This window comes from Enterobacter sp. MEB024, from assembly GCF_030209635.1.
GTDB classification, from domain to species: domain Bacteria; phylum Pseudomonadota; class Gammaproteobacteria; order Enterobacterales; family Enterobacteriaceae; genus Enterobacter; species Enterobacter ludwigii.
Window position 1 is genome coordinate 799,027 of the sequence record NZ_JARVRQ010000002.1, and the last position, 15,089, is coordinate 814,115.

The 15,089-nt window shown below is 53.3% G+C and carries 15 protein-coding genes and 2 pseudogenes; 7 read left to right on the forward strand and 10 right to left on the reverse strand.

The genetic code is table 11. From position 1 onward, the window contains the following. From sirB2 to hemA, 4 genes are read right to left on the reverse strand one after another with little or no spacing between them, the layout of a single operon-like run. Positions 1 to 393 carry an invasion regulator SirB2 gene (gene sirB2 / locus QRN24_RS06010; RefSeq protein ID WP_025203913.1) on the reverse strand — a complete coding sequence of 131 codons (393 nt, stop codon included), beginning with the start codon at positions 391 to 393 and terminating at the stop codon, positions 1 to 3. After that, complete coding sequence (prmC, locus tag QRN24_RS06015) at positions 390 to 1,220, reverse strand: peptide chain release factor N(5)-glutamine methyltransferase (RefSeq protein ID WP_032678346.1); 831 nt, start codon at positions 1,218 to 1,220, stop codon at positions 390 to 392. The genes sirB2 and prmC overlap by 4 nt, the downstream gene beginning before the upstream one ends. Then, complete coding sequence (gene prfA, locus QRN24_RS06020; protein WP_014170499.1) at positions 1,220 to 2,302, reverse strand: peptide chain release factor 1; 1,083 nt, start codon at positions 2,300 to 2,302, stop codon at positions 1,220 to 1,222. The genes prmC and prfA overlap by 1 nt, the downstream gene beginning before the upstream one ends. A 41-nt stretch (positions 2,303 to 2,343) precedes the next feature. Next, positions 2,344 to 3,600, reverse strand: a complete 1,257-nt coding sequence (hemA, locus tag QRN24_RS06025) for a glutamyl-tRNA reductase (protein WP_014170500.1) — start codon at positions 3,598 to 3,600, stop codon at positions 2,344 to 2,346. A 201-nt stretch (positions 3,601 to 3,801) separates the two neighbouring features. Here hemA and lolB point away from each other — a divergent pair, with 201 nt between their 5' ends. From lolB to dauA, 4 genes are all read left to right on the forward strand, one after another. Then, positions 3,802 to 4,413, forward strand: coding sequence for a lipoprotein insertase outer membrane protein LolB (gene lolB, locus QRN24_RS06030; protein ID WP_025203912.1), 612 nt, complete (start codon positions 3,802 to 3,804; stop codon positions 4,411 to 4,413). Next, complete coding sequence (gene ispE, locus QRN24_RS06035) at positions 4,410 to 5,279, forward strand: 4-(cytidine 5'-diphospho)-2-C-methyl-D-erythritol kinase (RefSeq protein WP_040017712.1); 870 nt, start codon at positions 4,410 to 4,412, stop codon at positions 5,277 to 5,279. Before lolB ends, ispE begins: the two co-directional genes overlap by 4 nt. A 126-nt stretch (positions 5,280 to 5,405) precedes the next feature. Further along, positions 5,406 to 6,353: a ribose-phosphate diphosphokinase gene (gene prs / locus QRN24_RS06040; protein WP_003856663.1), complete on the forward strand. Its 948-nt coding sequence runs from the start codon at positions 5,406 to 5,408 to the stop codon at positions 6,351 to 6,353. Between the two features lie 124 nt (positions 6,354 to 6,477). Next, positions 6,478 to 8,157 (forward strand): C4-dicarboxylic acid transporter DauA, encoded by a 1,680-nt coding sequence (gene dauA, locus QRN24_RS06045; RefSeq protein ID WP_014170504.1) that lies wholly within the window; start codon positions 6,478 to 6,480, stop codon positions 8,155 to 8,157. Here dauA and QRN24_RS06050 read toward each other — a convergent pair. Both QRN24_RS06050 and ychH read right to left on the reverse strand, forming a co-directional pair. Then, positions 8,143 to 9,201: a MerR family transcriptional regulator gene (locus QRN24_RS06050; protein WP_284942484.1), complete on the reverse strand. Its 1,059-nt coding sequence runs from the start codon at positions 9,199 to 9,201 to the stop codon at positions 8,143 to 8,145. The two genes, dauA and QRN24_RS06050, sit on opposite strands and share 15 nt — an antisense overlap. 125 nt (positions 9,202 to 9,326) lie before the next feature. Next, positions 9,327 to 9,602: a stress-induced protein YchH gene (gene ychH, locus QRN24_RS06055; protein WP_014170506.1), complete on the reverse strand. Its 276-nt coding sequence runs from the start codon at positions 9,600 to 9,602 to the stop codon at positions 9,327 to 9,329. A 274-nt stretch (positions 9,603 to 9,876) separates the two neighbouring features. Between ychH and pth the strand changes: the two genes are divergently transcribed. Continuing rightward, entirely contained in the window at positions 9,877 to 10,461 is a 585-nt protein-coding gene (pth, locus tag QRN24_RS06060) for an aminoacyl-tRNA hydrolase (RefSeq protein WP_106504205.1), read from the forward strand. Positions 10,462 to 10,587: 126 nt separating this feature from the next. Further along, positions 10,588 to 11,682, forward strand: a complete 1,095-nt coding sequence (gene ychF, locus QRN24_RS06065) for a redox-regulated ATPase YchF (RefSeq protein ID WP_014170508.1) — start codon at positions 10,588 to 10,590, stop codon at positions 11,680 to 11,682. 54 nt (positions 11,683 to 11,736) lie between these two features. On the opposite strand, the gene QRN24_RS06070 is transcribed toward ychF, so the two are convergent. The 4 genes and pseudogenes from QRN24_RS06070 to QRN24_RS06085 form a co-directional block, all read right to left on the reverse strand. Further along, entirely contained in the window at positions 11,737 to 12,030 is a 294-nt protein-coding gene (locus QRN24_RS06070) for a YciI family protein (protein WP_284942485.1), read from the reverse strand. Positions 12,031 to 12,517: 487 nt separating this feature from the next. Further along, on the reverse strand, positions 12,518 to 12,898 hold the full coding sequence (locus tag QRN24_RS06075; RefSeq protein WP_284942486.1) for a hypothetical protein: 381 nt from the start codon (positions 12,896 to 12,898) through the stop codon (positions 12,518 to 12,520). 101 nt (positions 12,899 to 12,999) lie between these two features. Further along, positions 13,000 to 13,482 (reverse strand): hypothetical protein, encoded by a 483-nt coding sequence (locus QRN24_RS06080; protein WP_284942487.1) that lies wholly within the window; start codon positions 13,480 to 13,482, stop codon positions 13,000 to 13,002. Further along, positions 13,479 to 14,621, reverse strand: a pseudogene (locus tag QRN24_RS06085) (RHS repeat domain-containing protein); the annotation flags it as partial. The gene QRN24_RS06080 and the pseudogene QRN24_RS06085, both read right to left, overlap by 4 nt. On the opposite strand from QRN24_RS06085, the pseudogene QRN24_RS06090 reads away from it, so the two are divergent. Further along, positions 14,611 to 15,018 (forward strand): annotated as a pseudogene (locus QRN24_RS06090) (DUF933 domain-containing protein); the annotation flags it as partial. The pseudogenes QRN24_RS06085 and QRN24_RS06090 overlap by 11 nt on opposite strands. Positions 15,019 to 15,089 lie beyond the last annotated feature (71 nt).

Genomic DNA, 15,089 nt, shown 5'->3' on the forward strand with positions numbered 1-15,089 from the left:
TTACCCCAGTAACGGTATTCTTGTGGTGGCGAGTTTAATGATGATGTACAGCACCACCAGCCCCAGCAGAAAGGCGATAAAACCGGTCTGCTGGCTGCGCGGACGACGACGCCCAAGCGCGATAAAACCCAAAACGATGTAGATGATAACGCCAAACAGCTTTTCAGTCAGCCATGCGCCTTTATCAGTAAATGGCAGATAGCCGGTCTTCCACATTAATCCGGCCCCCGAGAGAAACAGCACCGTGTCAATACAGTGCGGCGCAATACGCACCCAGCGGGCGTCAATCAGCGGATTATTGCTGTAACGCCACCAGTAACGGACGATGAAAAAGCTGATGGTCAGGGCAACGGCTATCAGGTGGGCCGTGATCAGCACGGTAAAGAGACTCATGCCCATTGTCCCAGCGTCAGACGGTCGTTGCCGCCATAGTCGCGACAGGTTTCCACCGCACGATAACCTGCAGCGATGAACACGTCACGCACCGCGTCCCCTTGCGTCCAGCCGTGCTCGACCAGCAGCCAGCCGCCGGGGAGCAAATGCTGTCGTGACGTTGTCACAATATGCACAATATCCGCCAGCCCTTCGTTGGCAGCGACCAGCGCCGTCAGCGGTTCGAAACGCACGTCCCCCTGCGTCAGGTGCGGGTCATGCTCGTCGATATAGGGAGGGTTGCTGACAATCATCCCGAACGTGCGGTTATCCAGCGCACTAAACCAGCTGCTTTGCAGAACGGTGACGTTCGGGAAGCCCAGACGCGCCACGTTACGCTGCGCCAGCGCTACCGCATCGGGCATCACGTCAACCGCTGTCACCTCGCAGTCCGGACGCTCGCTGGCCAGCGCCAGGGCAATTGCGCCAGTGCCGGTTCCAAGATCGAGAATTCGGCAGGCTTGTGCGGGTAAACGCGACAGCGCCTGCTCCACCAGACACTCGGTGTCCGGACGTGGGATCAGGGTCGCTGGGGAGACGTACAACGGCAGTGACCAGAACTCACGCTCCCCGACCAGATGCGCCACCGGCTCACCGGTTTTGCGTCGGGCAAGCAGCGTAGCGAGCTGCGCTTCCTGCTCAGCGCTCAGCTGGGTCTCGCCGAAAGCCAGCAGGTAAGTGCGGGCTTTCCCCGTCACAAACTCAAGCAAAATTTCGGCGTCACGTTTAGGGCTTTCGCTCGCGGAAAGCTCACTGGCGGCCTGCCGTAACCAGTGCTGAAACTCCATTATTCCTGCTCGGACAGTGCTGCCAGCTGGTCGGCCTGGTATTCCTGCACGATAGGCTCAATCAGCATATCCAGCTTTCCTTCCATCACTTCGTCCAGACGGTACAGGGTCAGGTTGATTCGGTGGTCGGTAACACGGCCCTGCGGGAAGTTATAGGTACGGTTACGGTCGCTGCGATCGCCGCTGCCCAGCAAGTTACGACGCGTGGAGGCTTCCGCCTGTTGACGTTTTGCCATTTCAGCCGCGTGGATACGCGCGCCCAGCACGGATAAGGCTTTGGCTTTGTTCTTGTGCTGTGAACGTTCGTCCTGGCACTCCACCACGATGCCGGTTGGCAGGTGGGTAATACGAATAGCGGAATCGGTGGTGTTAACGTGCTGACCACCTGCCCCGGAGGAGCGGAAGGTATCGATACGCAGGTCCGCCGGGTTGATGTCCGGCAATTCTGCTTCAGGCAGCTCTGGCATCACCGCAACCGTACAGGCAGAAGTGTGAATTCGCCCCTGAGATTCGGTGGCAGGTACGCGCTGCACGCGATGACCGCCGGATTCAAACTTCAGACGACCGTACACGCCGTCACCGCTGATTTTAGCGATAACCTCTTTGTAGCCGCCATGTTCACCGTCGTTGGCGCTCATGATCTCAACGCGCCAGCGACGCGCTTCGGCGTAGCGGCTGTACATACGGAACAGATCGCCGGCAAACAGTGCCGCTTCGTCACCGCCGGTCCCGGCGCGGACTTCGACAAAGGCGTTACGCTCATCGTCCGGATCTTTTGGCAGCAGAAGCACCTGCAACTGTTGCTCCATCTCTTCAGAACGCGCTTTTGCGTCCAGCAACTCTTCCTGCGCCATCTCGCGCATTTCAGGGTCATCGAGCATCATCTGCGCGGTTTCAATATCTTCCTGGACCTGTCGCCAGTCGGTAAAGCATTTTGATACATCACTCAACTGCGCGTATTCACGCGAGAGCGCGCGAAAACGTTCCTGGTCAGCAATGGTCCCGGCATCGCCGAGCAGCGCCTGTACTTCTTCATGGCGCTCGTGCAGAGCTTCCAGTTTAGCGACGATAGAAGGCTTCATAGGCGTAAATGCACCTTGTAATAGAAAATGGGTATAGGGCGCTATTCCAGCCCGAGGCTGTTGCGCAGAATAGTCAGGCGTTCATCATCCCCGTCACGGGCGGCCTGCTGAAGAGATTTGGTTGGTGCATGGATCAGGCGGTTGGTCAGTTTCCAGGCCAGATCCTGCATAATGGCTTCTGCGTCGCCGCCCTGCTGAAGGGCGGCCAGCGCTTTGGCGGTCAGGTCATCACGCACCTGCTCCGCCTGACCGCGGTACTCGCGGATAGTCTCGCTGACGCTTTGCGCGCGCAGCCAGGCCATAAACTCACTTGTTTCCTGCTCTACAATGGTTTCCGCCTGAACCGCCGCCGCTTTACGCTGGGCAAGGTTATGCGAAATGATGCTTTGCAGGTCGTCCACGCTGTAAAGGTAGGCGTTCGCCAGTTTACCGACTTCCGGTTCGACATCGCGCGGGACGGCAATATCCACCAGCAGCATCGGTTGATTACGGCGGGATTTCAGCGCTCGCTCGACCATCCCTTTACCGATAATCGGCAGCGGGCTGGCGGTAGAGCTGATGATAATATCTGCCTCTTTCAGGCGCTCATCAATGTCGCTCAGCGCAACCACCTCGGCACCCACTTCGTCCGCCAGTACCTGTGCACGTTCGCGGGTACGGTTAGCGATAATCATCTTTTTAACTTTGTGTTCGCGCAGATGGCGCGCCACAAGTTCGATGGTTTCGCCCGCCCCGACCAGCATCACAGTGACGGTCGACAGGGATTCAAAGATTTGACGGGCCAGGGTACAGGCCGCGAAAGCAACAGAAACCGCACTGGCACCAATGTCGGTTTCGGTTCGCACACGCTTCGCCACGGAGAATGACTTCTGGAACATACGCTCCAGTTCACTGGCTTTCAGATGCCCTTTTTGCGAATCGGCAAACGCCTTTTTCACCTGACCGAGAATTTGCGGCTCGCCGAGCACCAGCGAGTCCAGGCCGCTGGCCACACGCATCAGATGGCTGACTGCATCGTTATCCTGATGCCAGTAGAGGCTATTACGCAGCTCTTCTTCGTTGAGGTTGTGGTAATCACATAACCAGCGGATCAGCGCTTCATGCAGGTTGTCCTGCTCTTCAACGCTTAGGTAGAGTTCAGTACGGTTGCACGTCGAGAGCACCACGCCACCCTGCACCATCGGCTGTGCAAGCAGGCTGTCCAGCGCCAGGTCAAGCGTATCCGGCGAAAACGTGACGCGTTCTCGCAGCGAAACCGGGGCTGTTTTGTGGTTAATACCGAGTGCTAATAGGGTCATGTTGAGCGGGAGTAGTACCAGCGTTAATAAGGTTAGCAGAACGCATCATACAGGATGCGCGAGATCAATAAAAGAGACTGCCCCCTTTCGGAGTAATAGCTTATACAATGCTTTGAGATAATTTGAACGTAGACGGTGGCACCCTTCGACGCTAGCATTAACAGTCATAACTGCAACGTATCTCAAGGATTTGTCCTCATTATGACCCGACTGATTCGCCTGCTGCCCCTGGCGGCACTGGTTCTGACCGCATGTACCGTCACCCAACCTAAAGGCCCGGGCAAAAGCCCTGATTCACCGCAGTGGCGTCAGCACCAGCAGGACGTCCGCAATTTGAGCCAGTACCAGACCCGTGGCGCCTTCGCTTATCTCTCTGATGAACAAAAAGTGTATGCGCGTTTCTTCTGGCAGCAAACCGGGCAGGACAACTATCGCCTGCTGCTGTTAAACCCGCTGGGCAGCACCGAACTGGAGCTTATTGCCAAACCGGGTGAAGCGCAGATCACCGACAACAAAGGCCAGCACTATACCGCCACCGACGCCGAAGAGATGATCGGCAAGCTGACCGGAATGCCTATTCCGCTGAACAGCCTGCGCCAGTGGATCCTGGGCCTGCCGGGTGACGCGACCGACTACCAGCTTGACGACCAGTACCGTCTGAGCCAGGTGAACTACACCCAGAACGGCAAAACCTGGAAAGTGGTGTACAGCGCCTATGACAGCAACACCAGGCCTTCCCTGCCATCCAACATGGAACTGACCCAGGGTAGCCAGCGCATCAAGCTGAAAATGGACAACTGGATCGTTAAATGATGACCCACTGGCCTTCTCCGGCAAAACTGAACCTGTTTTTATACATCACCGGACAGCGTGCTGACGGATACCATACCCTGCAGACGCTGTTTCAGTTTCTTGATTACGGCGACACGATCGCGATTGGCCCGCGTCAGGACGGCGAGGTTTGCCTGCTGACGCCGGTTGACGGCGTGGCGCATGAAGATAACCTGATTGTGCGCGCTGCACGTCTGCTGATGAAAGTGGCGTCGGACACCGGTCGTCTGCCGGCAGGAAGCGGCGCGGATATCCGTATTGAGAAGCGTCTGCCGATGGGCGGTGGACTGGGCGGTGGCTCATCAAATGCCGCCACCGTGTTGGTTGCCCTGAATCACCTCTGGGGCTGCGGATTATCTCAGGATGAGCTGGCAGCGTTAGGCTTAACGCTGGGGGCGGACGTCCCGGTCTTTGTGCGCGGTCATGCGGCGTTTGCTGAAGGGGTGGGCGAAATACTTTCCCCGGTCGAGCCGCCGGAAAAATGGTACCTGGTGGCCCACCCGGGCGTCAGCATTCCGACCCCGGTCATCTTCAACGATCCTGACCTGCCACGGAATACCCCGGTGCGGTCAATAGAAACGTTATTAAATTGTGAATTCAGCAACGATTGCGAGGTTATCGCAAGAAAACGTTTTCGCGAGGTTGATGCGGTGCTTTCCTGGCTGTTAGAATACGCGCCGTCGCGCCTGACTGGCACAGGGGCCTGTGTCTTTGCTGAATTTGACACCGAATCCGCCGCTCGTCAGGTGCTTGAGCAAGCGCCGGTTTGGCTGCATGGTTTTGTAGCACGTGGGATGAACACCTCCCCCCTACAGCAAGCCATTCTGGCGCAGACTGAGTTTCGGTGACAACGTCACCCTGTTCCAGACGTTGCATCGCGCTCTTTAATACACCGCCTGGATAGCATTTCGCCTGGCCCGCACAGTTTGCGGCGAACGCTATCCACCACTGGACGCATGCCTGAGGTTCTTCTCGTGCCTGATATGAAGCTTTTTGCTGGTAACGCCACCCCGGAACTAGCACAACGTATTGCCAACCGCCTGTACACTTCCCTCGGCGACGCCGCTGTAGGTCGCTTTAGCGACGGCGAAGTCAGCGTACAAATCAATGAAAATGTACGCGGTGGTGATATTTTCATCATCCAGTCCACCTGTGCTCCAACAAATGACAACCTGATGGAACTGGTTGTTATGGTCGACGCCCTGCGTCGCGCTTCAGCAGGCCGTATCACTGCTGTTATTCCTTACTTCGGCTATGCTCGTCAGGACCGTCGTGTCCGTTCCGCGCGTGTGCCAATCACTGCCAAAGTTGTCGCTGATTTCCTCTCCAGCGTTGGCGTTGACCGTGTTCTGACCGTTGACCTGCATGCAGAACAGATCCAGGGCTTCTTCGACGTTCCGGTTGATAACGTATTCGGTAGCCCAATCCTGCTGGAAGACATGCTGCAGCTGAATCTGGATAACCCAATCGTGGTTTCTCCGGACATCGGCGGCGTGGTACGTGCTCGTGCTATCGCTAAGCTGCTGAACGATACCGACATGGCAATCATCGACAAACGCCGTCCACGCGCTAACGTTTCTCAGGTGATGCACATCATCGGTGACGTTGCTGGCCGTGACTGCGTGCTGGTTGACGACATGATCGATACCGGCGGTACGCTGTGTAAAGCAGCAGAAGCGCTGAAAGAGCGTGGTGCCAAGCGCGTATTCGCCTACGCGACTCACCCGATCTTCTCCGGCAATGCAGTAAACAACCTCCGCAACTCCGTTATCGACGAAGTAGTGGTGTGCGATACCATCCCACTGAGTGACGAGATCAAAGCGCTGCCAAACGTGCGCACCTTGACCCTGTCCGGGATGCTGGCCGAAGCGATTCGTCGTATCAGCAACGAAGAATCTATCTCAGCAATGTTCGAACACTAATCGAACACGGCCGAAAAACCCGCTGCGGCGGGTTTTTTTGTCTCTGATATTTATTTGTATGATCAATGCCTCCTTCACCTGCCATTCATATGACAGATGATGCGCACACGGATGAGAGATAATTGTGAAACACGTAACCTCCTCACATGTTCTTCCCTTTCGCGCCCTCATCGACGCTTGCTGGAAAGAGAAATACACCGCTTCACGTTTTATGCGTGACCTTATTGCCGGTATCACCGTCGGGATTATTGCCATTCCGCTCGCCATGGCACTGGCAATTGGCAGCGGCGTAGCACCGCAGTATGGGCTTTACACGGCGGCCGTCGCCGGGATTGTGATTGCGCTAACGGGCGGGTCTCGCTTCAGCGTTTCCGGCCCGACAGCCGCATTTGTGGTGATCCTCTATCCCGTTTCTCAGCAGTTTGGCCTGGCAGGCCTGCTGGTCGCCACCCTGATGTCCGGCGTCTTTTTGATCCTGTTTGGTCTGGCCCGTTTTGGCCGGCTGATTGAATACATTCCCCTTTCCGTGACGCTGGGGTTCACCTCCGGGATTGGCATTACCATCGGGACAATGCAGATCAAGGACTTCCTCGGCCTGCAGATAGCCCACGTCCCTGAACATTACCTGCAAAAAGTCGGGGCGCTGTTTATGGCGCTCCCCACCGCCAACCCGGGCGATGCCGCCATCGGGATTGTTACCCTGGGCACACTGATTATCTGGCCTCGTTTAGGCATTCGTCTGCCTGGCCACCTGCCCGCCCTGCTGCTGGGCTGTGCCGTGATGGCCATCGTTAATCTCTTTGGTGGCCACGTCGCGACCATTGGATCTCAGTTCCACTATGTTCTGGCTGACGGTTCACAGGGAAGCGGTATTCCTCAACTGCTACCGCAACTGGTACTGCCATGGGATATGCCGGGTTCCAGCTTCACCTTAAGCTGGGACTCCCTGCGCGCCCTTCTGCCCGCGGCCTTCTCAATGGCGATGCTGGGGGCCATTGAATCCCTGCTCTGTGCCGTCGTGCTGGACGGCATGACCGGCACCAAGCATAAAGCCAACAGCGAACTGGTTGGGCAGGGTCTGGGCAACATCATCGCCCCGTTCTTTGGCGGTATTACGGCAACAGCAGCCATCGCCCGCTCTGCGGCAAACGTACGTGCCGGGGCGACGTCGCCGGTATCGGCAGTTATCCACTCAGTGCTGGTGATCCTCGCCCTGCTGGTCCTCGCCCCGCTGCTCTCCTGGCTGCCGCTTTCAGCCATGGCAGCCCTGCTGCTGATGGTGGCGTGGAACATGAGCGAAGCACATAAGGTGGTCAATCTGCTGCGTCGCGCACCGAAAGACGACATCATCGTGATGCTGATGTGTATGTCGCTGACCGTGCTGTTCGATATGGTTATCGCCATCAGCGTCGGGATCGTGCTGGCCTCCCTGCTGTTTATGCGCCGTATTGCGCAGATGACGCGCCTTTCCCCGGTTAACGTAGAGGTACCTGACGATGTGCTGGTGCTGCGTGTGATTGGCCCGTTGTTCTTTGCTGCCGCGGAAGGTCTGTTCAGCGAACTGGAAACCCGTATCGTGGGCAAACGCATTGTTGTGCTGAAATGGGATGCCGTGCCGGTGCTGGATGCGGGTGGTCTGGATGCCTTCCAGCGCTTCGTTTCGCGTCTGCCGGAAGGCTGTGAACTGCGGGTGAGTAATCTCGAATTCCAGCCGCTGCGCACCATGGCGCGCGCTGGCGTGCAACCGATCCCTGGCCGCCTGGCCTTTTATCCCAACCGTGAAGCCGCGTTAGCGGATCTGTGAATGCCCTGATGCAGAGAAACGTCTCTGCATCATCACGGCTATCGCCTGCTGGAGCCATGCAAGCACGGCAGGCGTCATCCATGTTCCTTTCATCAGATGCGGCTCCTGCTGCATGGCAACGCGAAACTTTTGCTGGGTTTCAGGATTCGTTCCCGCGTATGACTGGAACAATACCCGCCAGTGTTCAGCGAGCATTTGCGCCTCACCGGAAGACGGGTCGAGGTTTTCCCGCTGCGCCTGATGCAATTTCGCTACCAGTGGCGGCCACTCCATCATGCGATCAAAATAGTGTGCGCGGGTAAAGGCCATCTCTTCTGCAGAGAGATACTTTTCCCAGATGGCAAGCTTCGATTCGGCAAACGCCCGCGTAATGTAGTCAGTCATTTCCGCCGTAATACCCGTCTGCTCACGCATCTGCGGCTCGACGCTGTACATCTCGTTCAGCCGGGTGAGAAATTCCGGCTTACCTGCCGTATCCTGCTCCAGGCGTGACATCCAGCGCGTCGCCAGATCCCTGGCACGGGGATCCGAAACGTCGATATTATGCTTCAACAGGTTATTTGCCTCAGCAACCAGACCTGACCAGATATCCGCAAGTGCCTCCTTCTGTACGGCAAACGGCAACTGCTGTAACTCCTCTTTGCTAAACCAGCGTTCGTACATATTCATTAACTCCAGAGTCTGTAGCCAGGATTCCAGATTAGGTGCCGCATCGTTGGTAAGCCCGGTACGCAATTCCACCAGCCTCTCGCGCAGCGTCAGCATGCTGCGCAGTTGCTTATCCAGCAAACTGATTTGCGCATCGAGTAATTCGGTTAACGACAGCGACTCCTGTTTCAGAAAATCCCTGATTTCAGCAAGTTCCAGCCCGGCTTTTGCCAGCACCTGAATCATATGCAGACGTTGCACATCCGCCAGATTATACAGCCGGTAACCTGCCGCACTTCTGGCAGAAGGCAGTAACAACCCTGTTTGCTCATAGTGATGCAATGTTCGCACGGTGATCCCGGCACGTTTCGCGAGTTCACCCACCTGAATCAACATAACTGCTCCTTTTACTTTGCCAGTGGCACCACTCTGAAGCCTTACGTTACGTGAGGGTCAACCTTTCATGCAAAAAAAAAACGACTCCATAAGGAGCCGTTTCGGTGTTCTTTCGTCGTAGCACGTTAGCTGTGTTTGTGCTGGTCCCTGCGGCAGCGCTTATCGTAATGGCGCACCCACCAGTATTTGTCGCAGACTTCTTCATGTCCACTCACGCGCGCACCGGCAAGCCATAGCACTGCACCAAGGAAGATACTCAATACCGCGCCATGCGCGAAGTATTGCGGAAGGTCAAGCTGCGGCAATTGGTTTAAAATTGAATAACCCACGCCAGCGACCATCACAAACAGTCCCAACCCCATCAGCACATTACCGAGTATCGAAGCGTTTTTGCGTTTCATATGTCACCTCCGGAACTTTGGGTTGTAAGGGGAAAAGCCCCTGATCCTTGTGTGTAAAGTATAGACAACGGCTCTTTTATGAGTTGCGTGAATGATCACATTTACAGATAACTCCCAGACAAAAGTTTACAAATAAGACATTGAACAGCTTGAAATTCTAATTGTTCAGATAAGTAATTATTCATATCTCGCGGTTCGGGCAGCAGAATTTTGTCAAGCGGCGCGTCAGACAGTAAACTACGCGCCAGATCTGGAACCCATTAGGAATTGAATCGTGACGATTAAACTGATTGTCGGCCTCGCGAACCCAGGCGCAGAGTACGCGGCGACCCGCCACAATGCCGGTGCCTGGTACGTTGATCTGCTGGCCGAACGGTTACGTGCTCCCCTGCGTGAAGAACCAAAATTCTACGGGTATACCTCACGTATCAATCTTGCTGGCGCAGATGTCCGTCTGCTGGTGCCCACCACCTTTATGAACCTGAGCGGCAAAGCTGTTGCAGCCATGGCGACGTTTTATCGCATTAACCCGGATGAAATTCTGGTGGCCCACGATGAGCTGGACCTGCCCCCCGGTGTGGCAAAATTCAAACTGGGCGGTGGTCATGGCGGTCACAATGGTCTGAAAGACATTATCAGCAAGCTGAGCAATAACCCCAATTTCCACCGTTTGCGCGTGGGAATCGGCCATCCGGGCGATAAAAACAAAGTTGTCGGTTTCGTACTGGGTAAGCCACCGGTTTCTGAGCAGAAACTGATTGACGAAGCGGTTGACGAAGCGGTGCGCTGCACCGAAATCTGGCTGCAGGATGGCCTAACCAAAGCGACAAACCGCTTACACGCTTTCAAAGCGCAATAATCCGCCCGATACGGCATTTTTACCGCGCGTGGTGCGGGTTACGTGTATAATAGGCGTAGTTATTTACTTTTCATCAATCGGTTATCGTTAACGGATTGATTATCAAGATATTAAGGTGATTTAGAAATGGGATTCAAATGCGGTATCGTCGGTCTGCCAAACGTGGGCAAATCCACCCTGTTCAACGCGCTCACCAAAGCAGGTATTGAAGCGGCGAACTTCCCGTTCTGTACCATCGAACCGAACACCGGCGTAGTGCCAATGCCCGATCCGCGTCTGGACCAGCTCGCGGAAATCGTGAAGCCGCAGCGCATTCTGCCGACCACCATGGAGTTCGTGGACATCGCGGGCCTGGTGAAAGGTGCATCCAAAGGCGAAGGCCTCGGTAACCAGTTCCTGACCAACATCCGTGAAACGGAAGCAATTGGTCACGTTGTGCGTTGCTTCGAGAACGACAACATCATCCACGTTAACAACAAAGTGGACCCGGCTGACGACATCGAGGTGATCAACACCGAGCTGGCACTGTCTGACCTCGACACCTGTGAACGCGCTATTCACCGCGTGCAGAAGAAAGCCAAAGGTGGCGACAAAGACGCGAAAGCAGAACTGGCTGCGCTGGAAAAATGTCTGCCACAGCTGGAAAACGCGGGCATGCTGCGCGCGCTGAAAAACCTGACTGAAGAAGACAAGGCGGCGATCAAATACCTGAGCTTCCTGACCCTGAAGCCAACCATGTACATCGCCAACGTTAACGAAGACGGTTTCGAGAACAACCCGTACCTGGACAAAGTGCGTGAAATCGCGGCGGCTGAAGGTTCAGTGGTTGTAGCGGTTTGCGCTGCCGTTGAATCCGACATTGCAGAACTGGACGACGCTGACCGTGACGAATTCATGGCCGAGCTGGGTCTGGAAGAGCCGGGCCTGAACCGCGTGATCCGCGCAGGCTATGAGCTGCTGAACCTGCAGACCTACTTCACCGCTGGCGTGAAAGAAGTGCGTGCGTGGACGATTCCTGTCGGTGCGACTGCGCCTCAGGCGGCCGGTAAGATCCACACCGACTTCGAGAAAGGCTTCATTCGTGCGCAGACTATCGCGTTTGAAGATTTCATCACCTACAAGGGTGAGCAAGGCGCGAAAGAAGCAGGCAAGATGCGTGCGGAAGGGAAAGATTACATCGTTAAAGATGGCGACGTGATGAACTTCCTGTTTAACGTTTGATTTGTTTTGAATGAAAAAAATCCACGCTTTGGCGTGGATTTTTTTATTCCGGGGTTAAAACACATTTTCCAGGAGTTCTGTTTTCATGCTGGGTTCAAAGGGAATGATTTCAACAGTCGCAAGCTTTAACTTCTGAAAAGGATCCTCGCGTAAGCGCTCTTCAAGAGAGGCAAGACTCTCGCACTTAGCGAGAATGACACCGCCGTTTCTTGGGATCCGTCTACCGGACGCCAGAAAAATCCCCTCTGCATACCCCTTTTTTAGCCACTCAACATGAGCAGGCATCGCTGCGTCGATTTCATCGAGTGGTTTTATATAGGTCAAAATGACAATGTAAACCGTGCTCATCCTTTGCCTCTTAACTCTGTTTTTTCAAATCGCTTGTTGGAACTGCTGATACAGTCCCTGTTTTGCCACCGGTTATAGTTATCATTTTTTTTAGCGCTTTTGATCTTAATATGCAGGGCCCGATTGAGACAACGCGTTACGCTTCATATCCCAGGAATAAAACCAATCATGCCAACCATTTTGTTTTGCTGGATAGCTACAGAAAACGACCACTTCCTTTGACAGATTGAATGTTAAGTAATAGAAAGTCGCACCTTCAGGAGGTGCAGATCAAAATAATTTTTCGCCCTGAGTATCGAAGATGGTCAAAACGGTTGGTAATGGCTTAGACTCGCTTAACGCAAAGACTAACTGGCGTGTTGAGTCGACCATTGCATGGTCTAAAAATGGCATACTAACCACTCTGTTACTTTCACCACTAGCCCAATGAAGCAGGTTATTTTCTTTAAAATAAATGAGATTTTCAATCCTTCGTAAACCTCAACTTTTAAAGTTTGATCTTTTTCAAATAACCTTCAAAAAGCCCCACAAGATATACCCGGTATCGTGCTGGTTGCACTTCTTTATACGTTAATACACTAGAAAAATCTTTCAAACACTTTGAACATGTATTTTTCGAAACATCTAATTGGCTATCGTCGTAGCTATATTTCTTATGTTCACTAACAAGCTTCACACCTCTCATTTTCTTAACCAAAAAGCTTTTTACCTCTTCAGTAAGCGTGTCAAACTCATATGAGTTTACGATAGAGTAGACTATTACCCCGTCACATTCAGGGCATGATATTTCCTTTCCATACTCTATGAAATCATTGTCAATGCCATCGAGGACTAATAACTTCTTTTTAAGTCGATTAGTTATTTTCATTTCCTCTATAACCTTTAACTCCAATAATAACAAGTAAGATTAAAAGTAAATGAATGATGTTATTAGTCAATAACTTAATTTAGGCAAGCCTTGGTTATTGATTATATTGAATTCCAAACTATATATATACCATGGTTGAATGACTTTGTCTCATACGAGACAGAAATTCGACCCCATTCATAATCCCATCTAATCATTTCTGTTTTCGTAACATCAGGAACCCCTAAATTCAGAGAAAGGCTTAGCCAATCAGACAAGCTTTTCACTGAGTTATTTAGCATATTAATATTAGTTCTCGCATCCCAGTCCTTTAGGGAATTATAATATTCACTATCTTTATCGACAAGATGAACTATAAAAGGAAAACCAAAACATATTGGCCGTATGTTAATTTCAAATTCTTTATCGCAAAAAAACACCGGATCAATAAGATAGTGATAAGGCATGTATTTCTTTACAGCATTAAACGTATTTAGTTTGTGATAAAGTTTACTGTTGCAAAATCCTTCTTCAGTATCAATCTCTAAAGTTAGACCATCGAAAATTAGCTTTCCCGTTTTCGCATTAAAATTTAAGTTTATCATATATCTATAATCTTTCCTGGGGTTAAAAGATGTCTCGATTCCTCTGGGATTAAGAACTGAAGTCCTCCCCCATCTCCATACAACTTATTGGCTGCAGCTCTACCGTAAGCAACATCTATGTCTTCGCTTACATAGAAAGCCCTTAATTTCGTACGTACAGGCCATCGAGGATCTAATTTTACCTGTAACGCTTGATGATAACCCAAAGGATCGCCTCTATATTGATTGACTGTTGGGAATGTCACAGTATATGAGGGTTGTTGATTCCCATTCGGGTAAAGAGCATAAAGAATTGTACCTTTTTTCAGCTTCCTATTCTTATAAACATCAATACCGGGATAATCATCATTTCCAGGGCCTTGCCACTTCGTTGCTTCTTTAGATGGATCCTTACATTTACGACTCAACCCCCACGGATCCACCCACCCCAGCGCATTAGGCGCATACTGGTAAAGGTTTATCCCCCCCGCCAGCCCTATCGGGTCCTGCTGCGTAAACCGCCCGCAGTTCGGGTCATAATACCGGAACAGATTGTAGTGCAGCCCTGTCTCACGGTCCAGGTATTGCCCCTGCATCCGCAGGTTCTGGGAATATCCTGATAACTGCGTCTCGCTTTCCCGCAACAGCTTGCCCCAGGCGCTGTTCACCGCGTCCCAGCGCACCTGCCCTTCGCTATCCGTCATCCGCTCCGGCGTGCCGTTCGGCTGACAGTGGAACCAGAAGATCTCCGGGGCATCCACGCCATCAATGCGCGCCAGCGGGTCGTAGCTGTCCTGATCGCTTTAGACACAGGTCAGCGGCACGTCCCCGTGCACCTCCTGCAGCAGGCGGACCCCCTCCCAGACGAACCGGGTAGTGACCGGCTTGACGGTTGGCTGTCCGCCCTGCATCTGGCGTCGCGTTTTGCTGATGCGTCGCCCGAGTGGCTCCTAGCGGAAGCTGACCTGCGTCTGCGGTTTGTTGCGGTCCCGCGGCTGTCTAATCACTTCCGTCAAGCGATGCTCCCCGTCGTAGCAGTAGTGCCAGCGGGTCTGGCCGTTATCCTTCTCCACGGTGCGGCCGTGGATATCATAGCGCCAGCGAATGCCGTTCAGCTACGTCAGACAGTTGTGCGTGACTTTCTCAGCAGAACCTTCGAGCAGTGAAGGTTCTGTAGTGGTAGCGGTTTGCGCCGCGGTGGAATCCGATACCGCTGAAATGGACGACGCCGACCGTGAAGAGTCCATGGCCGAGCCGGGCCTGAACCGCGTGATCCGCGCGGGCTATGAGCTGCTGAACCTGAAAACCTACTTCACCGCTGGTTTAAAAGAAGTGCGTGCGTGGACCATCCCTGTCGGTGCGACTGCGCCTCAGGCGGCCGGTAAGATCCACACCGACTTCGAGAAAGGCTTCATTCGTGCGCAGATTATCGCGTTTGAAGACTTCATCACCTACAAAGGTGAGCAAGGCGCGAAAGAAGCGGGCAAGATGCGTGCGGAAGGGAAAGATTACATCGTTAAAGATGGCGATGTGATGAACTTCCTGTTTAACGTTTGATTGGTTTTGAATGAAAAAAATCCACGCTTAGGCGCGGATTTTTATTCCGAGATAAATTTCCCAGATAGTAT